Raw genomic sequence first — 22,495 nt, forward strand, 5'->3', positions numbered from 1 at the left:
CCTTCCAAGGAGATGTTGATATGACAAGAAGAACAACGTTTAAGCTCATCACTAGCATGGTATTGGTCATGTTACTCATCGTATTAACTGCTTGCGGAAATTCAGGTACCAATGCTAATCCAAAACAAACAACCCTGGATTTCCTGTGGTTCTCTGACGGAAAAGAAGGAGAAGTCATCAAGGAAATCATTAAAGATTATGAGCAGACCAATACCAAGGTTAAAATCAACCTGATTGAAGTTGGCTTCAAGGATATCCAAACCAAATTAAAAACCATGTTATCCGGTGGAAAGCCACCTGCCCTGAGCCGGGTCACGGATACCGGATCATTTGCTAATCAGGCGGTTGATCTAACACCTTACGTGGACAATGCGGACCAATTCGAGGATCAATTTATTGACTCACTTAAACCATATTATGTTATTAATGACAAGCTGGTAGCGGCGCCTATGGATGTTACAGCGAATGGGCTTATTTATAACAAAACCTTATTTGATAAAGCTGGCGTCAAAGTACCGACCTCTCCTGACCAAGTATGGACGTGGGATGAATACACAGCTGCGTTAAAAGAGGTTATGGACAAAGGCGGAGCACGTTATGGCATGGTATGGGATGTCACACCGCATAGATGGTCCACTCTTTTGTATCAGAATGGCGGAAGCATCTTAACAGAGGATGGCACTGCGGCAGCGATTAACAATGAAGCCGGAATCCGTAGCATGGAGCAATTCAAGCAGCTTCATCAAGAAGGGATCATGCCCGAATCCGTATGGCTCGGAGGGGAAAATCCGAACAACCTGTTCCGTTCCGGGACGGTGGCTACCCACTGGGCTGGTAACTGGATGATCAGCAATTACAAGGATATCACCGATTTTGAATGGGGAGTCACCTACATGCCAAAAGGAACACAACGTTCTTCCGTACCAGGCGGGAAGTTTCTGATGGCTTTCAAAGGCAGCGGATATGAGCAGGAGGCGGCAGAATTTATTGAATACTTAACGTCCAAAGAAGTGAATTCAAAATATAATCAGGAGTCATTGTTTATGAGTCCACGGAAGGACAGCGCTGTCCTGAATTATGAATTTGGCAAGGAGATGTTTGAAATCTTCGCTGATGAACTGAAGAACAGTTCGCCTCTTGCAGCTAATGACTGGTCCAGACAGACCATTATATCCAAAATTACAACGGACCTGAAAAATAATATTGTTGAGGTTCTATCCGATAAGGCAACTCCGCAGGAGGCGCTGGATCGAACAGCCAAACTGATTAACGAGGCTATTGGCAGTCAATAAACGTAATGCCATGTGGTTCATTCGTATTCGGGGGCTTAGCGATTCCTGTGAAGCCTCCCTTTCGAATAACGCATAAGGAAGGGGCAAGCAGATGAGTGAAGGACAACGATTAAACAGGAATACGCTGGCAAAACAGAACAGGAAGCTCGTTATTGCTCCTTATCTGTTTATATTACCCAATCTCCTGATCTTTGGAACTTTTATCGTATTTCCCTCTTTATTGGGCCTCTATTATTCCTTCCATGTCTATGATGGATTGAACCCAATGAAGTTCAACGGACTGGCTAATTACATCAAAATTATAGGAGATCGGGAATTTTGGTCGACCATCGGACGAACGGGGATTTATGCAGCAATTGTTGTCCCACTAATATATGCAGCAGCGCTCGGCATTGCTTTGCTGCTTGCGCGCGAGATTAGAATGCGCGGTTTCTTCAGGGCCGTATTTTACTGGCCGACCATGATTTCTTACATTATCGTAGGCTTGACCTGGAAGTGGATTTTCGGAGATTCATTTGGCATTTTGAATCATCTGCTAACCGTGGTTGGTGTGGAACCTGTCGGCTTTTTAACCTCTTCCTTTTGGGCAAATACGGCTGTAATCATCGCGACAGTATGGTCACGTGCAGGCTTTTTCATGGTCATTTTTATCGCGGGTTTGCAGGCTATACCTACGGATTATTATGAGGCTGCCCGCTTGGACGGGGCTACGGGAATGAAGGTGTTTCGCTATATCACGCTCCCGCTTTTGAAGCCCACAAGCTTGCTTGTTGTTATGCTGACTCTGATTGACGCGTTCAAAGCATTTCCACTTATGTTTGCGCTTACAGGTGGTGGGCCGGGCAAAGATACCACCTATATTGTTCAATATATTTATGAGATTGGCTTTAACAGACAGGAGCTCGGTCTGGCCAGTGCCATGTCGGTGATGCTGTTTATCCTTATTGGTGGATTCTCGGCTCTGCAATTCCGTCTATCGAAAGGAGGGGCTACATAATGGTAATGAAGCCTATGGTCAAAGTTGTCATCTACAGTATGTTAACTGTTGCTGCAGTGGTGTGGCTCCTGCCTGTCCTGTGGGTCGTGATTTCTTCTCTGAAAACGAATAGCGATCTATACAGCTTCCCTCCCAAGTTGTGGCCGCAGCCCGTCACCTTTGAGCATTTCAAGGCGGCATTCAGCAAAGGTGATTTTGGCTTATATTTTATGAATAGTACGATCGTAACGGTGTCCTCAACGCTGCTGCTGTTATTGATTAATTCCATGGCAGGCTTTGCACTCGCGAAGTACCGCTTCCGCGGAAGCTCGATCATATTAATTGCTTTTATCTCAACACTTATGATTCCGATTGAGGTAATCATGATTCCTATATTCAAGGTGCTGAGCGCGCTGGGGATGTATAATAGCCTGCTCGCGATTATTATCCCGCCAGCAGCAACCCCGACAGGTGTGTTCCTTATGCGCCAGTATTTGTTGAGCGTACCGGACGAGCTGTTGGAAGCTGCCCGAATGGATGGAGCGGGCGAATGGAAAATTTACTGGAGCATTATTCTTCCGATAGCGAAGCCGATTCTTGCGGTGCTCGCAATCTTCTCCTTCATGTGGAGATGGGATGATTTTGTATGGCCGTTAATTGCGATTAGTGACCCATCGAAATATACGATCCAGCTTGCGCTTTCTAATTTTATTGGTGAATACAACGTGGATTGGGGAAGTTTGCTTGCGATGTCCGTCATCACGATGCTTCCGGTACTGATTGTTTTTATGGTTTTCCAGCGATATTTTGTCAGCGGGATGATTACTTCAGGAATGAAAGGATGAGTTGAATGTCAGATACCACCCGGAGTGGGATGGAAACCTTGAATTATAAACCTATGAAATTAGGTCACAATCAGGTCATTAATCATTGGATGATCAGCGGCATATATACGAAGCCTGTTGCCTTTGTTCCAACAACGATGGAGGGAGATATTAATGATTGGCTAATCGATGGTTTTGCCATTCATGAGAATCCATGCAGAAAGGAATTTGTAGAACATAGGAGAACGCAGCCTGTGAACCGATTTTTTGATCAATGGAGCGAGTTTCCTAGCCCGGGAGACGACTTCGTTGGAGAAGAGAACGGAATGCCTTGGGCACTGTATTCTCCATGGAATAATCCACGGGTGGAGCAATCAGGATTTTGGTTTGTACCGACACATCTGCGCAGTTACGCGGCGACAAGACTGATTTCTCCGACTGCTCATACCGCCTCTTTGCGGATTAAGACCTATGGCAGTCTGACGTTGTGGGTGAATGGGGAAATGGTAACGGACTTTGCACCACTCACGCGTAACAAGGAGCAGGAAATCGTTATTAAAGCTGAACTTGTAGCCGGAATCAATGAGATCTATGCCTGTTGGGAGGATCTGGCTGAGCGGGATACGATGTATGCTTTTGCGGTGGAATACCTGGGAGACGAGGAATTGGTGATTTCCCTGCCTATTTCTCCTCATTTGGCGGAGTCTGTAAAATCCGCAGAGGAAGCCCTCGAACAGGCTTATTTTCCTTCGGATCTCTTCAGAGGTGAGCAGATTAAGCTTAAGCTGCCGCTTCCCTTACCGGACATCGTTAGAGAGGTTGATATTCAGTATGGCAATTTTTTTGATGGTACCGAAAATAAGACGATACACATAGCAGAAAAGGAAACGGACTTGGTCTTGGCACATACGAATCAACTCGGTCATCATTACGTATACTTCACACTGTCTATTTTAGTTTCAAATATTGTACTAACCAAGAAGTTTGGCTGCCAATCCTATGATACCAGCTATGATGAGGTTGCTCAGCAAGCTGCGGATATTGAAGCCCGCAAATCCCTGGCTCTGCAATGCATTGCCGAGAAGGGCAGTCCCAATATTCATAAGGCCATTGCTATGCTCAAAACAGGAGGTAATCTGCAAGAAGCGGAGAACATTTTGCTTGAGGGTGTGGAAGGGATTGAGCAACGGAAGGATTGCAGTGACTTCTATCTGGTGGGACTGTTCCGTCTTTGGAGAGATGAGCGAAATAGCGGTCTGTTCAGTGAATCGTTCTGGGATCGGGTAAAAGCAAGCATTCTGGGCTATCGATATTGGATTGATGAACCTGGCGATGATGTGATGTGGTTCTTCAGTGAGAACCATGCCTTGTTGTTCCATACCAATGAACTGTTAGCCGGACAGCTGTTTGGGGATGAAACGTTCAGCAACAGTGGTGAATCTGGTGAAGTACACCGTCAAAAAGCAGAGCAGAGGCTTGCATTATGGTTTGAGCGCTTTTTGGATGAAGGATTGGCAGAATGGAACTCAAGTGCATACATTCCGATTGATGCGGTTGGGCTATTGCATATCTATGAATTTGCCCATAATGAACAGCTCAGACAGCAAGCCAAAAAGGCAATGGACCTGTTATTCTATTATATTACTGTTCAGATGCATCAAGGAGTCTTGTCCACAACGTTTGGGCGCAGCTATGAGAAGGAACTGCTGGGTGGTTATGCAGCGGGCACCACTTCAATGTGCTGGATCGCTTATGGCGTTGGCAATGTAAACAATTATTCAATCAGCAATGTTGCCTTGAGTTTATCGGATTACAGTCCTCCAGCAGCATATCAGGAGCATCTGTTGCTCGGGGACAATCAGCAATTGGTGTTCACCAATCAGCAGGGCAAGGGAGGTTACGCCAAGCTCTATCATTGCCGGACAAAGGAATATTCCTTATCCTCAATCATTCGCTTCCGCCCAGGCAAGCCAGGTTATCAGGAGCATGTCCAGCATTTATCTCTGTCACCTGAGGCGCTGATCTGGGTGAATCATCCGGCAGAAATATACAAGCATGGGGATGGTCGACCTTGCTTCTGGGCTGGGAATGGGATATTGCCCGATGTTGTTCAGCATGAGGGGATTGCTTTGATGATGTTTGATATTCCTGCGGATCACAACTCTGACTGGACACATGCTTATTTTCCTACTCACTCCTTCACGGAATGGGTAAGGCATGAGAACTGGCATTTTGCCCGTTTGGATAAGGGTTATGCAGCTATATATGCAGCTAACGGGACGAGTATGGAGAGCAACGGGGTGACAAGAGAGCGTGAACTTATTTCCCCTGGCTTGCGTAACGCCTGGATTTTAAGAGCAGGAAGCGAGCAGCAATTCGGGTCATTTGACGCTTTTATCAACCAAGTTCGTTCTGCAAGCCCGCAATTCGACAGTCAAGCTTTAACTCTCACTCTAACAGACCCGGTATATGGTCCAATTCAATGGGGAATGAACAAGCCTTTTCTTATTAAAGAAGAGGAAATTATACACGAAGGTTATGGAGTGAAGGGACAACTGAAGTTACTGGACATGTAGCGCTGAATCGTGTGCAACAAACCAAGGGAGTGATAACCAACATGCTGAATCAAATGGTGCTGCAGGAGAGTATAAGCAAGGTATCCCAAGCGATGGAGTCTATGAAAAACACAAGCATCAATGAACAGTTTCCCATCGGACTAATCGACATACATCTATGGGAATGGCCGCAAGGTGTCGGTCTGTATGGCTTACTTCAGCTCCATGAGGCAACGAAAGATCCTAAAGTGCTGGAATTTCTCGAATCATGGTACAATGCAAGGCTGATGGAAGGATTACCGGAAAAAAATGTGAACACCTGTGCTCCGCTCCTTACTTTGATCTCACTATGCGAGCTGACCGGAAACAAAGAGTACGAACAGGTTTGTGAGGAGTGGAGCAGTTGGATCATGGATGGACTGCTGCGAACCGGAGATGGTGCGTTTCAACATATGATCACGGGAGATGCCAATGATGGTCAAATTCTGATTGATACCCTGTTTATGACGGTGCTATTTTTGGCCAAGGCAGGGGTATACTTCAAGAAACCCGACATGGTGGAAGAAGCCAAACGACAGTTTCTTGTGCATATCAAATATCTATATAACAAGAAAACCGGATTGTTCTATCATGGCTGGGATTTCAATGAAAATCATAATTATGGTGCTGTTCATTGGGGAAGAGGCAATGCATGGTATACGGCGGGAGTTATGGATTTCCTGAATATCATTCCGATCGAAGACGGGCTGAAAGCCTATCTATTGGATACAGCAACCGCTCAAGTCAGAGCACTGAGCAAGCTTCAGGGTGAGGATGGCATGTGGCACACTGTGCTGGATGATCCAACCTCTTACAAAGAAACCTCGGCAACAGCAGCGATTGGATACGGCATTCTCAAGGGAATTCGGTATGGATACCTGGATGAATCCTATCGCCAGAATGGCTTGAGTGCGCTTGAAGCGGTGTTGAAACATATTGATGATCACGGAGTTGTACAGCAGGTGTCCTATGGTACACCTGTGGGGCAGGATGCTCAGTTTTATAAAGATATAGCGATCAGTCCGATGGGCTATGGACAAGCACTTACGTTGTTTATTCTGATTGAGGGCTTGCGGGTTCCAACCGCCGAATAGAATAAGGCGGACTTGTACGGAGGATACAGTTTCCTGTATCCTCCTTTTTGTTTTAGTAAGCTCGAATCTCGATTAATTCGGCATATCTGCTGCCATTTGTGGCATCAATTATAATTCTCAGAGCCTTAGCTGACACACGGACATCCAGGCGATGAACGACTTTTCTTCTGCGGTTTTCAGTAACGTTGATAATGTCGATCCACTCGCCAGACGGAGCCAATACCTCGACTCGATAATCACGCACCAGCTCAGGCATCACGCGGAATGTTGTGTGATGGTGATGCAAATTAACCAGATCCTCGTTCACATCATCATTAAACGTCAAGTGCAGTTCAGCCAAGGTTTGTGGCTCTTCCCATATCAGTTGTACCCATTGAGGCTTGCCAGACTGCATCGGCTGCGACATCCACTGCTGCGGCCCACCGTAAGGGCGATGATAACCGTTGATCGTGTTGTCCGATGAATAGGCCGAAGTCTCAGAGAGGGTACGACAGCAGAATGGCTGACGCGCCAACCCCTGCATGGACCATAATACGACAGGCTGATCCGTGGCATGATCCTCCAGATTTTTGGACACGTGGTTTTCTTCTGTTTTGAAGAAGATCAGCACCCCGCTGTGTGCTTCTGTCGAATGGTAGAGTGAGACGGCTTTATTGGAGCGGATGATCATAAAAGCATTCTGTGGTTCTTCCGGTCGCCATTCGAGCGGCAGCTTCACCCACTGCGCAGTTCCTGTTGTAACGTTAACAGTCGCCGTAACTTGTAACGAATGCGGGACGTAGTTCTCCTTACGCCCCGTATCCCACAGCTCTACCGTCAGCGCGGTATCGCTGGATGCATCAAGCAGCAGCTCCAGGCCGCTGAGCACTGGATGCACAGGCAGCAGAAGGGCAACATCCGTACCCAGCGGGTACGTCTCGCCAGGCTGCTCAAGGGCGATGCCCGTCAGCGTGCTGGAGGCTGTAACCTTGGCACGCCGGGCCAGATCCAGCTCATCGTGGCTGCGCACCCCGATGATGGAAGCGTCCTGCCGCAGCAACGTCTGCTGCAGGACCGCCAGATGCCTCGCGTGCAGCTCGCGCGGCGACACTCCCATGGCCGCGCAGAGCGCCGCGCCCGTACCCGCGGCTTCGCCGATGACCGCGCATGTGGCCATGACGCGGGTTGTGCCGAAGGCGACATGTGATGCACTGATGTCGCGCCCGGCCATGAGCATATTCCGCACATTTGCGGAATACAGCGAGCGGAACGGCACGTGATATATGCCATCGGCATGCATATGCTTCGAGCCGCTCGCTTCGGCATACATGCCCTGCGGGGGATGCAGGTCAATGGACCAGCCGCCAAAGGCAACGGCATCCGGGAACTCCCGCTGGCTGATAATATCGTTCTGGGTGAGCACATAGTCACCCGTGAAGCGGCGGTACTCCCTTTTGCCAGGCAGAGAACCAATCCACTCCAGCGTCATATGGTCGGCATCAAACTTACCGGAATTCTTGATATAGTCCCAGATCCCGTAGATCACGGACCACAGTTCATCACGGATCAGCTCATTGTCATGAACGGTGTCATGTTCACCGCCCCATTCAATCCACCAATAATGACAACCGGAATCCCCGCTGCGAATGACCCGGCGAATCGGAATGCTGGTCTGTGTAATATCCTTGGCAAAAGAAGGGGGGATATAACGGACAGGCGCACCCGTATCCTTGGTATAGAAGAGGAGCGTACTGCCCAGCGTGATCTGATCAGCCACCTCTGGTGCCCACTCTTCGCCATATTCGCTGCGGGCTTCCCGGCCGAGTGCAAACTTGGCACCAGCCAGAAAGCCAACCAGTCCATCGCCCGTACAGTCCAGATAGATCTGACTTTCGAATCGGATTTTGCGCTCAGAACCCATCATCCACCCGGTAACAGAGGTGATCATGCGTTCATCTCCATCCCCAGTGGCCTCGACTTCATGTACATCCGTGTTCAGGTACAGTCTGATGTTGGATTCAGCTCGAACGGCTTCCAGAATGATCAAGTCCCAGAGATAAGGATTGCCCTCTGGATTACGATACTGATTCTCTACAAACAGTTCCCCCATGATGCCCGTCTCGCGGGCATAGCGGTTAATTCCGTGGGCGGTAGCGCCGCAGACCCATACGCGTACTTCACTGCTGGAATTGCCGCCGAGCACAGGACGATTCTGCACCAGCGCGACCTGTTGGCCCAGCCGGGCAGCAGATATGGCAGCGCATACGCCAGCAAGCCCGCCCCCGATGACGGTGATATCCGGTTTAACAAGTTCGTGCTTCATATGAACACCTCTCTCATTGAATATGGATGAGCCTAAGCTTAGATTTCATATTTCATATCTATAATTTCATATTAGTTCTATATATTTACTTTTTAAATACACTATATTATCATCGAGCATATACTTTATTTCACAACAAAGGCAGGTGTGTCATGGACCTCCTTAATCACATCTACTGGAAGAAGAAAACTGAATTTGCTCTGGCAGAAGATATCTACGACGCTTGGGTGGTCTTTGCCGTTGAAGAGGGCGTATACCGTTACGAGATTGATGGGCAGACCGGAGAAGCGGGTTTTGCTGATCTGGTGTTGTGTCCACCACACGTTGCTTTTCACAGAGAGACGGTAACCCCGCTGACATTTCACTATATGTTGTTCCGTTGTAACTACGCAGAGGATGAGAGTCTCCTGCCGCCAATCGGAAAATCTCTCATTAATGATACAAAACGTCTGGCTTCAACATATGCCTACCTGCGCCAGGCCAGCGAGGACAACGATGAAGCTACAACAGGATGGAAAACCCATTTGATGTTGGATTTGTGGCGGCTGTATCAATGGGAGCGCAGACAGAGCGGGCTAATGGAAACCAAGTTCACGGAGGATGCCCTCATGGCTGAAGCGGCGGTATTGTTGGAGGAGTGGGCAGGAGAGGCGGTCAGTCTCCGAATGTTGGCCCAACATTTGGCTTTGAGTCCAGTCCAGCTCACCCGAAGGTTCCGGGAAGCCTTTCAAGAGACACCATCCGATTATCTGAAAGCGATTCGTCTCAAAAAGGCAAAGGCCTTGCTGGCAGATAGCCGTCTGACCCTCACGCAGATCGCTGAGAGATGTGGATATGAGAACGGATTTTATCTGAGCCGTGTATTTTCGTCCACTATAGGAATCAGTCCCTCGGAGTATCGGCGAAGACATCAAGTATGAGGTTATCGGTCTCGTCCATCTAGCCTTCCATCCATCCATTCATTCACTCATTCTTGCTTTCACCAATAGAACATATCTGTGTAGTTCACATGAATGCAGGCAACGAATATCACAAATCCATGCAAATCATTCGACTCCGGCTGTAAATGGCAGGCAGGTGCTATAATGGGGTCATTAATTGTAGGGGAGCGAGCACTAAGGAATGAAGAAGCCAAATTGGAAAAGTTGGTTGCCGCAGCGGCTCAGATACCGCCTGTTCGGTGCATTTGTGGTGTTGATTCTTTTGCCGTTCAGTGCATTGAATGTCTACAATTATCAGCAGATTGAATCCCTGGTCGAGCAGAAAATCAGTGAGCAGAGCCATGAGCAACTAGTCCAGATGTACCGCTCTTTGGAGGACCAGATGAGCATTGCCTTCAAAACGCTCATTTTTCTGGAACAGGATTCCGCGGTAAGAAGTGTGCTAACCTCCCCGGACAGTCGTACGCCGCTTGAGAACAAGTCGCTGGTAGAAGAAAAGTTCAAAATGATCAACAACAGTTTCTTCCTATATAACCCTTCGGTGTACTTTACCTTGCTGGATTTTCATGATAGCGTTTACACTTCGTATTTGCCCAAAAAAGCACTGACTTATGGCCCCTATCTGGAACAATTCCGCGAACGTTTGGGGGAAATAACCATTCCAAAAGGCGGTACGGATACACACTCGCTTCAACCGGAAGAACTTTTCTACCGCTGGGATGCACGGGATTCTAACCCTGTGCTCCGAGAGTTATCCTCCAGCCCATATCTGTTGTCGCTGTATGCTTACATGAAAGATAGCGGCGGCAAGCGATACGGGCTGGCACGAATTAGCATTGATTATTCCTACTGGTTCCAGACCATGCTGAAGGATTCCCAGACTAACCAGGAGTATTACCTTATTACAGGTAGTGGAGAGACCATCGCCAGTTCATCCAAAACATCGGTGCTTTCCCCGGAGGTTACGCGTGAAATAGCTCTTCATCCGGCACAGGCTTATCTGACTGATCCAGCCTCGGATACGCTGATTAACTACGTGTACATTGAATCACTGGACTGGTATATGGTGAATCGCATTCCGCTGTCCATTCTGTTTACAGAGATATCCGAGCTTAAACAACGTTACTTTCTGACCTTTTTTGGCTTCACAGGAGCATTTGTAGTGATGGCTTTTATGATCTCGGCAACGTTCACGCGCCCCTTGTCGCACTTACAGAATAAGATGAGGGAGGTTGTCCGCAAAAACCTCAAGATTCGTATTCCCGAAGGCCGCAGCCGTGGGGAAGTACTGGAACTGACACGTACGTTCAATACGATGCTGGATGATGCCAATCAGATGATCAACAGACTCAAGGCGGAGGAACGCCAGAAGGAAGCGGTACATTTTCATATGCTCCTCGCCCAGATGAATCCGCACTTTCTCCTGAATACATTGAATACAATGAAATGGAGCGCGATCCGCAGCGGGAATGAAGAGATCTCCGAGATGTGTGTTTCCTTGGGCAAATTACTGGAGGTTAGCCTGAATTCACAGGTCGAATTGGTATACCTGAAGGACGAGATTGAGTTGGTTCAAGCCTACCTTCATATTCAGCGGATTCGTTACCGCGATAGCTTTGAGGTGACTTGTGAATTTGACGATAAACTGGAATATGCGCTGGTGCCCAAGCTGAGCTTGCAGCCACTGGTGGAGAATGCCATTCACCACGGTGTCGGGCCACTGGAACATCTTGGTCAGATCCGCATCGGAATTTATAGGCAAGACACCGGAAAGCTGATGCTGGAGGTGGCAGACAACGGAATTGGAATGGAGGAATCCCGGCGTTTGCAAATGACCCGCACACGTCCGGGGATCGGCCTGTCTAACCTTAAGGAACGATTGCGGTTATTGTTCAAAGGCCAAAGTGAACTTGAAGTGATTGATACCAAGCCGGGGACATTAGTGAGGTTCAGCATTCCTTTTTTATTGTCGACGCCTTACGTACAGAAGCGATCAGACTAGCGCACTGGAGAGGGGAATCTGGCATGTGGAAAGTATTACTTGTGGAAGATGAGGTATTTGTACGTGAGTCGGTGAGAGAGATTATTTCCTGGGAAGAGCTGGGCTTCACGGTCATCGGGGAATCCGGTAATGGGACCGAAGCGCTGGCGATGATTATACAGGATACACCGGATCTGGTACTGACCGATATTGTCATGCCAGGTATGGATGGTCTGGAATTACTCAAACAGACCCGTCAGGCCGGGTTAAAAACCAAGTTTGTCATGCTCACCTGTATGGGGGAGTTCGAATATGTACGCCGGGCAATGGAATACGGGGCTTCCAATTATATTCTGAAGCTGTCGATGAGTGTGAATTCACTGCGTGATACACTCCGTAAAGTAAGTGCAGAACTGGGAGCTTCGACTGAAGCCCGGACAGAGACAGATCATCATCAAGTGCCACCTTCCACACCGGTTCTCACATCAACGCCTGTTTCGCCTGATTCTCTTACGGTCTCTTCTGCGCCCCCGTCTGATACGGATCTTCCATTTACACCTGTTCGTGAGCCGATTGTGAAACATCCGGAGATTAGCAAAATAATTCATTATATCGGGCAGCATTACGACCAGGACATTACCGTCAAATCCATGTCACGATATGTGATGATGGGTGAGAATTATGTGAGTGCTTTGTTCAAAAAGAAAACCGGCCATACCCTGATTCACTACTTGCACGGGGTACGGATGGAGAAAGCGGCTGAATACTTGCGTGAGACGGATCTTCCTGTACAGGAGATTGGTTACCGGGTAGGATTCGGAAGCGATAATTATTTTATCAAAATATTCAAGCGTTGGACCGGTTGCACGCCCAGCCAGTATCGTCATCGTTCGTGACTCAAAGGATGAGTAGAAGGAATATGTGTACCGAGTGCTCAGGCAAGCACAAGTAAATCCGTATTTTTGTTCAATCCGAATCATGGATATGTATCTTATGAACCCAGCAAGGTCCCTGCTACGATGTAACGGAAGGTATCACTTCAATTCAGGGAGGTCATGGGACCAGATGAGAATCAAAAAAGGATTAACGGGATTAATCGTAGGTGCGCTGATGCTGGGCTTGCTTGCCGGCTGTGTTGGTAAAAATGAGACGAACGGTGGGGATAACGGAGGTGGAGCGGCAGGGGGAAAAGTGAAGCTCACCATGTGGGGCGCGGTGCCGCCCGAGAATGGTCCACAGGAAGTCGTGGATACCTGGAATGCGGAGCATCCTGATATTCAGGTGGAATATGTGCGGTTTGTGAATGATGATGATGGCAACCTGAAGCTGGATACGGCGCTGTCCACCGGGCAGAACGTTGATTTATATGTCAATTACACTCTCACAAATCTGGATAAACGCATCAAGGGTGGGACAGCACTGGATCTGGGTGAGTTCACTGATTACAACATTGATGAGAAAATGGGTGAAGATGCGGCTTCCTGGAAAGTGGACGGAAAATATTACGGGATGCCAACCAAGAAAAACGCTGCCTTTTTCGCACTAAATATGAAAGCGCTTGATCAGGCCGGACTGAGTGTTCCAAAAGCCTGGACTTGGGATGAAGCCCGTGAATATGCACTTAAGCTGAAGGCTTCTGGCTTCAAGTACGGATTGGTGCAGCATACCGCTTCCTATGTAGACCCGCTCGATTCCGTTCTGGTGAAGAACGGTTATGTTAAGGCAGACGGCACTTCCAACCTCGATGATCCACTTGTTACCAAATGGCTGGAGACATTGAACGGAATGATGAAGGAGGATGCAACCACCCCTCCGCTCGGAGAGCAGCTGACTTCCAAAATGCCAGTGGAAAACATGTTCCTTGGCGGTGAGTCTGCCATGATTAACATCGGCGAATGGCTGATCCGTACATCAAACAATATGACCGAGTTCCCGCGGGATTGGAAAATCGCCTTTGCCCCTGTACCGAGACTGGCTGCACAAGAAGCAGATATGGTGAAGAGTGGAGGACTTGGTGACTTTATTGCGATCAATTCCAAGTCAAAAAATAAAGAAGCCGCATGGGAGTTCCTGAAATGGTACGCCGATGGGGGAATGATGCCGATGGCTGCGGGTGGACGGTTGCCTTCCTCGAATGCGGTTGATCAACAGACTGCCATTGATCATCTGCTGGGCGATTATGCCGATTCTTATGATAAGGAGTCACTGGAATTTGTGTTGTATGGTGACGAGACACCTACGTTTGTCCGCAGCATTGCGCAGGAAGTGGTTGATCTTCGTGCACAGGAGTATGAAAAGTTCTTCCTCGGTAACCAGACTGCCGAAGTTACGGTACAGAACATGGTCAAACGTCATAATGACTGGCTGAAGCAGAATCAATAGAATGCATAAGCAATATGTCCAAAGGCCGTCCCCAAGGGGGCGGTTTTTTGTATATAAGTAATAGAACAATTCCATGTTGTTATCCTCGCGTAAGGGACTGACAAAATACATAGTTCTGTGATATCAGGTACAGGGTTATGTTCCTTAAATACGGGAGGACATCTTGTTATGCTTAATTCCAGAACAGATGTTAAGGAGTGGGGGAGCATATGCATAAATCCTGGATGAAACGGCAGAGCAGGCTCGGGTATTTGTTTATTGGGCCCAATATGATTGGTGTGCTGTTGTTTTTTATTATACCGGCTGTCTATTCATTCTATCTCATGTTCACCGATTACAAATTCATGAGCCCTGAGACACATTTTGTGGGGCTGGACAATATCCGCCGAATGTTGAATGATGATCTGTTTGGCGTGGCGCTGCGAAATACATTTGTATTTCTGTTAGCGGTTCCGGTATCGATGGGGTTGGCTTTTATCGTGGCGGTGGCGCTGAACAAGTCGGTGTACTGGCAAAAAACGCTGCGTGCTCTCTATTTCATGCCCTATATCACCAGCGGTGTTGCCATCGCCTTTGTCTGGATGCTGCTGTTCCAGCCAACGTCGGGGCCAATTAATGGTTTCTTGCGCGGAATCGGTATTGCGAACCCACCCGGATGGTTATCAACAACCGAGTGGTCCATGTATGCGATCGATATCATCTGGATTTGGTTCATGCTGGGGTACAACATGATTATTTATTTAGCAGCTCTGCAGGAGATCCCGGAGGAATTAGTTGAGGCCGCTAAGATTGATGGAGCCCGCCCTTGGCAGACCATTCGTCAAGTGATTTGGCCGCTTGTGAGCCCAACGACCTTTTTGCTGCTGATTACAGGACTGATTATGACGATCAAAAACTTTGGTATTATTCAGGCGATTACTCAGGGTGGGCCGGGAAACAGTACAACGGTGTTGTCGCTGTTTATCTACCAGAATGCCTTCCGATATTACGAGATGGGATATGCTGCTGCCATTAGCTGGGCGCTCTTTGCCATCATCATGGTCTTCACAGTAATGCAGTGGCTCGGACAGAAACGTTGGGTTCACTATTAAGGAGGGAAGGGATCGGTATGGAGAAACCAATTGCCACGAACGCGAAGCCCACAGCTCCGCATGTACCTAAAGGTAAAGTCCGCATGGAGTCCTTGACCCAGATTCGAAAAATCATACTGACAATTCTGATGTCCGGGTTTGCTTTGCTGATGATTATGCCGTTTATCTGGATGATTAGCACGTCGTTCAAATCTCCTGCGGACGTATTCACCTATCCCATCCAATGGATACCCTCCAGCCTGAACTGGGAGCATCACATTAAGGTCTGGAGCGGAGCGGATACCTTTGCCACCTATTATCTGAACTCGTTGAAAATATCACTAATTAGCACGATCGGAGCTGTGTTTCTCTCGGCGTTTGCAGCTTATGGCTTCGCAAGGATTCAATTCAAAGGACGGGAGACACTGTTCCTCATCTATCTCTCGATGATGATGGTGCCTCCGCAGGTGCTCTTTGTGCCCAAGTTCCTCATGTTCGAATGGGTCGGCATCTATAATACGCATTGGGCCTTGATTCTGCCCGGAATGTTCACGATCTTTGGGGTGTTTATGCTGCGGCAATTCTTCCTGTCGGTGCCATCAGAGATTTCGGAAGCGGCGTTCATCGACGGTGCCGGTCACCTGCGCATATTTTTCAGGCTGATTCTACCCTTGGCGAAGCCAGCGCTGGCTACACTTGCGATCATTGATTTCTCCTGGCACTGGAATGACTATGAGAATGCGCTTGTGTTCCTCATCGACAAAGACCTGTATACCGTGCCGCTCGGACTGCAGAACTTTATTCTGGAGAACAATGTGGATTACAACGGCATGATGGCCGCTGCCACGGCAGGCATTATTCCGATGATCATCGTTTTCCTCGTGGGTCAGCATTATATTATCCAGGGCGTGGCCGGAAGTGCCGTGAAGGGCTGAAGCTGCTGTCACTGTGATCCCATAAAATAACCCTTTTGCTGAACGAAGAAATCTTCGCGGCAGAAGGGTTTTCTGTTGAAAGGGAGAATAACGATCTTTCCGCAATACAATAGTTCAAACTTCGTATATAATATAAAATCATATGATGCTGTATGACTACATAACTATCGCGAGGTGCACTAGACTTATGCCAACCATCTACGACTTTACCGTAACCAGAACCAGTGGAGAGCGTTTCCCACTCTATCAATATGAAGGAAAACCTGTGCTCATCGTAAACACGGCAAGTAAATGTAAATATACGCACCAGTTTGATGACATGCAGAAGCTGTATGACCAGTACAAGGATCAAGGACTTCAGATTATTGGTTTCCCATGCAACCAGTTTGCAGAGCAAGAGCCTGGAAGCAGTTCGGAAGCAGAATCCTTCTGCCAGATTAACTATGGTGTGAAATTTCCGATGTTCTCCAAATTGGACGTGAATGGAGAAGGGGCGCACCCTCTCTACGACTTTTTGAAAAAATCAGGGCCTTTTGCTGGCTTTGATGAAACCGATATACAGGCCAAACTATTGAAATTGATGGTGTCCGATAAAGCACCAGAATGGTTACATGGAGATGCAATCAAATGGAATTTCACGAAATTCCTGATTGATGCAGAGGGTCGTGTGGTCAGACGCTTCGAACCTATCGATTCCATCGATGAGATTCAAGAGAGTATTAAACAGCTTCTATAATTTCACTTTGATATCTCATACAGGGGTATGACACGAATCGTTTCCCTCTTCCGAACAGGAGGTGCATGAATGTGCCGAGCATGATGCAATTTAGTGCTTCACTGGAGTATAGTTACCGATCCACCAGCACGTTTAACCCAGGCAAGTCAGATGGATTCCATTCACATCCACATTATGAGATTTATTATTTTCATGACGGAGAATGTACCTATATCATAGGAGATCGGGTATATAACCTGGAGCCGGGTGATCTGGTGTTAATGCATGGCTTGACCCTTCACCGACCACATCCGAAGCCAGGCAGTGCTTACGAGCGAAGCACACTGCATTTTGATCCGTCTGCCATTCGCAGCAGCCTGCATCCGGACCGTATGGTTGAGGTCCTGAGACCATTTGAAGAACTCAGAAACTGTCGGGTCAATCTGAAGGGAGATAATCGCTCTGAATTTGAAGCTCTATTGCATGATCTTCATCGTCTGTCTCAAAGTCAGAGCAATTTCAGGCAAGAGCGAATGAATGTCAGACTGTGTGATCTGTTGTATTTTGTAGCAGAGATCTGCCAGGGTGATGTCCAGGAACAACTTCCCTCATCGGAGAGGGAGCGGCATGTCCAACACATTATTCGTTATGTGGATACGCATTATATGAAGGACATTGGTCTGGATGATCTGGCACTGGAATTACATCTATCCAAACCGTATCTGGCAGGCATGTTTAAGGAAATGACAGGTTTGACAATATTCAAATACCTGTATGACCGTCGCATCAATCAGGCGAAGCTTTTGTTTCAGTTCCAGCCTGAGATCACCGTGACAGAAGCAAGTCGATTGTCCGGTTTCAAACGCCTTTCGCATTTTAGTCGGATGTTCAAACAAAGTGTGGGATGTTCGCCTGATCTGTACCGTACCCAATTGCATCGCCAATCATAGAAGTCGTCTTTGAGCTGACCAGCTTGTCTGGTTGGCTTTTTTTTATTGATTTTCGTTTGAGGAATGCATCCCACTGTGTTTAGAGGACACGCAGAACAGGTAAAGAAAGGTAATGAACCCAGAGGAGGCGAATATGAATGAAACAGCGCACACCGGATCAGAATAACAGCGATACCCAACAGGAACAATCCCGTGACAATCCTGAACAATATAAGACAGAGCACGAAAGTCTGCTTGACCGACATGAAGAAGAACAGACTGTAGATCCAATTCCGATGGAAGATCTGAATATGGAAGCTCAGGAAGAGAAGAATAAAGATCAGACAAAAAGCAACTCGTCTACGGAAGAGAAATACCGGGCGGATTATCGCAAAAAGACGGGCGAAGGATAATTCCAATTGCTGTGTTGGGCAAACTTGTTGAAATATTTTCGGTGAATGTATATTTAGTGAAAATAAATTAGTTTGTTGACTAATGTAGGTTACTATATTATAGTTACTATGTTGGCAGTTGAAAAAAATTTGGGAGGCGAATAAGAATGACAACTTTTTTTGATGCGTTGAAAAACAGAAGATCTTATTATGGAATCAGCAAGGAATCTACAATTTCGGATGCTAAAATCCAGGAAATCGTAGAAGAAGCGGTGAAATATACACCAACTTCCTTTAACTCACAAACATCCCGTGCCGTTGTATTGCTCGGTGAACAACATGATAAATTGTGGAATCACACAGAAGAAATTTTGCGTGAAGTAGTAGGCAATGAAGAAGCTTTCAAATCCACAGCAGAAAAAATGACTGGATTCCGCAGCGGATATGGTACGGTTCTCTTCTTCGAAGATAACAATGCGATCGCACAGCTTCAACAAAATTTTGCAGCTTATGCAGATAACTTCCCAATCTGGGCTAACCAATCCAACGGTATGTTGCAACTGGTAATCTGGACTGCTCTGGAACAAGAAGGTCTGGGTGCATCTTTGCAGCACTACAACCCGTTGATTGACGAGAAAGTGAAGCAAGAATGGAACATTCCTGAGAACTGGAGATTGATCGCTCAAATGCCATTTGGTAAACCAACGGCAGCACCGGGTGAGAAAGAATTCCAACCAATTGAAGAGCGCGTAAAAGTACACAAATAAATCAATTTCATAATACCTTTAGCTGCTTCAATCAAGGCTAGATATAGATCAAAACGTTTCAATTTGTCTATATCTAGTTACATAAATTCATTTTAATGAGTTATGAAATTGATTTAAGTAAGCTTCGCATTCCCAACATTTAACCACATACGGCCTCGCTTCAATTTGATACGATGATAGTTGATCGTAATCCAATGAAGCGAGGCTTTTTAATGTGAATAATAGATTAAAAGACATAACGAACCAACGGATATGGAAAATGGCTTTATGCGGGTTATTAACCCTTGGATCGGTGGCTGGATACGGCTCTACTGTTCAGGCTGCAACCGTGCAGCAACAGTTTCAGGATACACGCACCAGTTATGCGAAGGATGCCATTACACATCTGGTGAACAAAGGCATTGCTGCCGGTACGTCAGAGACTACGTTTGAACCGAAGAAAGCTGTTACTCGTGCAGAATTTGCGACGTTTGCGGTGAGATTACTAGGTTTAAAGCCCGTTAAAAATAATATAAATCCCTATCAGGATATAAACATGAATGCTTGGTATTACGGCAACGTTGCTGCCATGACGAATCTTTTTATTCTGGAGGGTAAGGGTCAGGGAACGTTCCAGCCTAATGCCTCCATTACGCGCGAAGAAGCGGCTGCCCTTCTTGTTCGAATGTTGAAACAACAACCCGTAGAGACCTCGCTCTTATCTTCAACGTATTTTGACGCAGCGGATATCTCGGACTGGGCACGTCCATATGTTCAGACGGTATATCAACTTGGACTAATGCGGGGAAGTGGAGGCGTGTTCCGACCACATGACCAGGTAACGCGAGAAGAAGCAGCCGTAATGCTCGATGCCATTTTACAAAAGAAAACATGGTCTGAGCAGTTACAACGTGGGGATGAACTTGGCGTTCAGTTGGGCTGGCAATATAACTCCACTACAGCTGAATTCAAGAAACAAGTGGAACAGTCTGAAGTGAATACACTCGTCCCACGCTGGTTTTTCCTGAACAGCAGTATGAAAGTAACGGATCACGCAGACCCGGCATTGATCTCCTGGGCATCCGCCACCGGCAGGCAGCTATGGCCATTACTTGGGAATCGTTCCGATTCGGCACTTACGCATCAGATGTTATCCAGCTCAGCCAACCGAGCGGCAGTGATCTCACAGGTAGCCGCTTATGTCAAAACCTATAAACTGGACGGCATTAATGTGGACTTTGAGAATGTTGATCCGGCGGATCGTGAAGGGCTGACGGCATTTGTCACCTCTTTGACGGCTACGTTGCACGCACTCGGTGCTGTGGTGTCCGTGGACGTTTCGCCAGACCTGGGTACTGATTGGACGGATGCATTTGATTATGCCAAACTGGGCGCTGTATCGGATTATATGGTGCTGATGGGATACGAGGAACACTGGAGCGGTGATCCGAAAGCAGGATCAGTGGCTTCTCTTCCATGGGTGGAAAAGGCTTTGGATACCATGCTCTCCGAGGTGGTACGTGCTAAAACAATTTTGGCCCTTCCGCTGTATACACGAGACTGGTCTTCAGTGAATCCAGCAACCAGCTCTTGGGACATTACATTGGCAGACCAGGGAATGCGTGCGCATGCTACGGGATCTGTAAGACGATGGGATGCAAGTCTGGTTCAATATATTATCGGGTACAACAGTAATGGTAAGCCAAGATATATATGGGCAGAGGATAGTCGTTCGTTATCAGCCAAAGTGTTAATGAGTGAGCAACGGCAAATCGCTGGACTGGCTTACTGGTATATGGGCGGCGAAACAGCCGATGTATGGAACGCCATTTCGAATGCTTCGCGATTTGAATCGTATAACTTCTAAGCAATCATGAATCTTATAGACCCAAACTCATCGTGATTCCGGCGGATGGTTTGGGTCTGTTTGTTTTGGTATAAGATAAGCAATATGAGGAATCGTTTAAGCTTGGCTGAACGGTTTAATGTATAGAAGGACAAACAATTTAATTAAATTAGATAAATGGAAGTTCAGGAGGAGAAGGAGCATGCGAGAGGTTGATTGCATAATTGTAGGTGGAGGGCTCGCAGGGCTTCAGGCAGCCATTCAGCTTGGACGTTATTCAGCTCATCAGGTGTTGGTAATCGACGCGGGAGAAGGCAGATCGACGTTGTGCCGGACTTATCATAATATCCTCGGTTTCCCCGATGGGGTATCCGGTGAAGAGCTTAGAGAACGAGGCAGGATGCAGGCAGAGCGGACCGGTGTATCTTTTGAGAAAGACCGTATTGTTAAAGCAGAACGTCATGGAGAGAAGATCCAATTGTTCGGTACTTCAGGAACTGAATATAGGAGCAAAACCGTGTTATTGGCAACGGGGCTCACGGATAGAGTTCCGGACATTCCGGGACTAACCCCTACGCTGGGTCGAACAGTGTATGTCTGCCCTGATTGCGATGGTTATGAGATTCAGGATCAACGTACGGTACTATTGGGATCTGGCGAACCAGGTGCCAATATGGCGATGATATTAATTCAGCGTACGAATGATCTGTTATATATCAATCATGAGCAGGCTCCCATATCTGCAGAGCTGCATCGCAGCATGAAAGAGGCGGGAGTTCGTTATCTGGAAGCGGCTGTCCAGGAAGTACAACAGATTGAGGATGGCCATATCACCGGTGTTCTGACCGAGGATGGACAGATCTTTGAGTCGGAGCGTGGATTTATCGCATTTGGAGGCAATCGTGTACACTATGAACTGGCGGAGCAGCTGGGAGCTGTAATCGCAGATAATAAACATGTGGAAGCTGATCCGCGCAGCTTGCAGGCAGCGACGAATGTGTGGATTGCCGGGGATCTGGGCCTGCACGCAGAACAAGCAACCGTTGCGATGGGTGAAGGTTCCATTGCCGCGATCTGGATTCATAAGGCGTTACAGCAGATGACAAAGGATTCACGTTGAACCTCACCTTCAAATATGAGGTTGATTATTTAATTGTTCATTACCAAAAAGTCCTCCCAAGCCATATATGTGGCAGGAGGACTTTTTGAGCTATCTTTTGCTAGGGAGAAAAGGAGTACGCTTATTTGTCTGATGAATCCGTTGACTTGGAAGATGACGTCTTGTCCTTCGAGTCATGGGAGAAGTCTTTGCGAATGTTGTCCACGATATCGCCAACCACGCCTTCAATCATATCGGTTGGTCCGGGATTATTTTTGTCTGGATGGATAACGGTATTCACTCCTGGTTCAAGTTCATCATTTTTCTTCTCATGTTTGGTTTTATCACGCATGGGATATCCCTCCTGGTTCAATATT

General features: G+C 47.3%; 19 protein-coding genes. 17 read left to right on the forward strand and 2 right to left on the reverse strand.

Annotation, left to right across the window (positions count from 1 at the left end; genetic code table 11):
* Window positions 1-20 precede the first annotated feature (20 nt).
* The 5 genes from F0220_RS12290 to F0220_RS12310 all read left to right on the forward strand — a co-directional run bounded on the left by F0220_RS12290 (window position 21) and on the right by F0220_RS12310 (window position 6,780).
* Window positions 21-1,292: an ABC transporter substrate-binding protein gene (locus F0220_RS12290; protein WP_149846554.1), complete on the forward strand. Its 1,272-nt coding sequence runs from the start codon at window positions 21-23 to the stop codon at window positions 1,290-1,292.
* A gap of 91 nt (window positions 1,293-1,383) precedes the next feature.
* Entirely contained in the window at window positions 1,384-2,289 is a 906-nt protein-coding gene (locus F0220_RS12295) for a carbohydrate ABC transporter permease (protein ID WP_149846555.1), read from the forward strand.
* Between the two features lie 5 nt (window positions 2,290-2,294).
* A complete protein-coding gene (locus F0220_RS12300; RefSeq protein ID WP_373419856.1) occupies window positions 2,295-3,113 on the forward strand; it encodes a carbohydrate ABC transporter permease in 819 nt (272 codons plus the stop codon).
* 29 nt (window positions 3,114-3,142) lie between these two features.
* Window positions 3,143-5,668: a hypothetical protein gene (locus tag F0220_RS12305; protein WP_223199922.1), complete on the forward strand. Its 2,526-nt coding sequence runs from the start codon at window positions 3,143-3,145 to the stop codon at window positions 5,666-5,668.
* Between the two features lie 41 nt (window positions 5,669-5,709).
* Window positions 5,710-6,780 carry a beta-galactosidase BglB gene (locus F0220_RS12310; RefSeq protein ID WP_105598310.1) on the forward strand — a complete coding sequence of 357 codons (1,071 nt, stop codon included), beginning with the start codon at window positions 5,710-5,712 and terminating at the stop codon, window positions 6,778-6,780.
* Between the two features lie 52 nt (window positions 6,781-6,832).
* Here the strand turns inward: F0220_RS12310 and F0220_RS12315 are convergent, their stop codons facing one another.
* Complete coding sequence (locus F0220_RS12315) at window positions 6,833-9,082, reverse strand: FAD-dependent oxidoreductase (RefSeq protein ID WP_149846557.1); 2,250 nt, start codon at window positions 9,080-9,082, stop codon at window positions 6,833-6,835.
* Between the two features lie 152 nt (window positions 9,083-9,234).
* Between F0220_RS12315 and F0220_RS12320 the strand changes: the two genes are divergently transcribed.
* From F0220_RS12320 to F0220_RS12375, 12 genes are all read left to right on the forward strand, one after another.
* On the forward strand, window positions 9,235-10,002 hold the full coding sequence (locus tag F0220_RS12320) for a helix-turn-helix domain-containing protein (protein ID WP_188310543.1): 768 nt from the start codon (window positions 9,235-9,237) through the stop codon (window positions 10,000-10,002).
* 202 nt (window positions 10,003-10,204) lie between these two features.
* Window positions 10,205-12,025, forward strand: coding sequence for a cache domain-containing sensor histidine kinase (locus tag F0220_RS12325; protein WP_149846559.1), 1,821 nt, complete (start codon window positions 10,205-10,207; stop codon window positions 12,023-12,025).
* A 23-nt stretch (window positions 12,026-12,048) separates the two neighbouring features.
* Window positions 12,049-12,900: a response regulator transcription factor gene (locus F0220_RS12330; protein WP_149846560.1), complete on the forward strand. Its 852-nt coding sequence runs from the start codon at window positions 12,049-12,051 to the stop codon at window positions 12,898-12,900.
* A gap of 169 nt (window positions 12,901-13,069) precedes the next feature.
* On the forward strand, window positions 13,070-14,386 hold the full coding sequence (locus F0220_RS12335; RefSeq protein ID WP_091017027.1) for an ABC transporter substrate-binding protein: 1,317 nt from the start codon (window positions 13,070-13,072) through the stop codon (window positions 14,384-14,386).
* 209 nt (window positions 14,387-14,595) lie between these two features.
* On the forward strand, window positions 14,596-15,477 hold the full coding sequence (locus F0220_RS12340; RefSeq protein ID WP_105598315.1) for a carbohydrate ABC transporter permease: 882 nt from the start codon (window positions 14,596-14,598) through the stop codon (window positions 15,475-15,477).
* Window positions 15,478-15,494: 17 nt separating this feature from the next.
* Window positions 15,495-16,391, forward strand: a complete 897-nt coding sequence (locus tag F0220_RS12345; RefSeq protein WP_223199923.1) for a carbohydrate ABC transporter permease — start codon at window positions 15,495-15,497, stop codon at window positions 16,389-16,391.
* A gap of 187 nt (window positions 16,392-16,578) precedes the next feature.
* Window positions 16,579-17,127 carry a glutathione peroxidase gene (locus tag F0220_RS12350; protein WP_091017021.1) on the forward strand — a complete coding sequence of 183 codons (549 nt, stop codon included), beginning with the start codon at window positions 16,579-16,581 and terminating at the stop codon, window positions 17,125-17,127.
* Window positions 17,128-17,192: 65 nt separating this feature from the next.
* Complete coding sequence (locus F0220_RS12355) at window positions 17,193-18,056, forward strand: AraC family transcriptional regulator (RefSeq protein WP_223199924.1); 864 nt, start codon at window positions 17,193-17,195, stop codon at window positions 18,054-18,056.
* Window positions 18,057-18,193: 137 nt separating this feature from the next.
* Window positions 18,194-18,448: a hypothetical protein gene (locus F0220_RS12360; protein WP_091017016.1), complete on the forward strand. Its 255-nt coding sequence runs from the start codon at window positions 18,194-18,196 to the stop codon at window positions 18,446-18,448.
* Between the two features lie 146 nt (window positions 18,449-18,594).
* Window positions 18,595-19,194, forward strand: a complete 600-nt coding sequence (locus F0220_RS12365) for a nitroreductase family protein (RefSeq protein WP_036670536.1) — start codon at window positions 18,595-18,597, stop codon at window positions 19,192-19,194.
* A gap of 214 nt (window positions 19,195-19,408) precedes the next feature.
* Window positions 19,409-21,040, forward strand: a complete 1,632-nt coding sequence (locus tag F0220_RS12370) for an S-layer homology domain-containing protein (protein ID WP_223199925.1) — start codon at window positions 19,409-19,411, stop codon at window positions 21,038-21,040.
* 181 nt (window positions 21,041-21,221) lie between these two features.
* Complete coding sequence (locus F0220_RS12375; protein ID WP_105598316.1) at window positions 21,222-22,139, forward strand: NAD(P)/FAD-dependent oxidoreductase; 918 nt, start codon at window positions 21,222-21,224, stop codon at window positions 22,137-22,139.
* Window positions 22,140-22,260: 121 nt separating this feature from the next.
* Here F0220_RS12375 and F0220_RS12380 read toward each other — a convergent pair whose 3' ends face one another.
* Window positions 22,261-22,470: a hypothetical protein gene (locus F0220_RS12380; protein WP_091017011.1), complete on the reverse strand. Its 210-nt coding sequence runs from the start codon at window positions 22,468-22,470 to the stop codon at window positions 22,261-22,263.
* Window positions 22,471-22,495 lie beyond the last annotated feature (25 nt).

It is taken from the genome of Paenibacillus sp. 37, from assembly GCF_008386395.1.
GTDB classification, from domain to species: Bacteria; Bacillota; Bacilli; order Paenibacillales; family Paenibacillaceae; genus Paenibacillus; species Paenibacillus amylolyticus_B.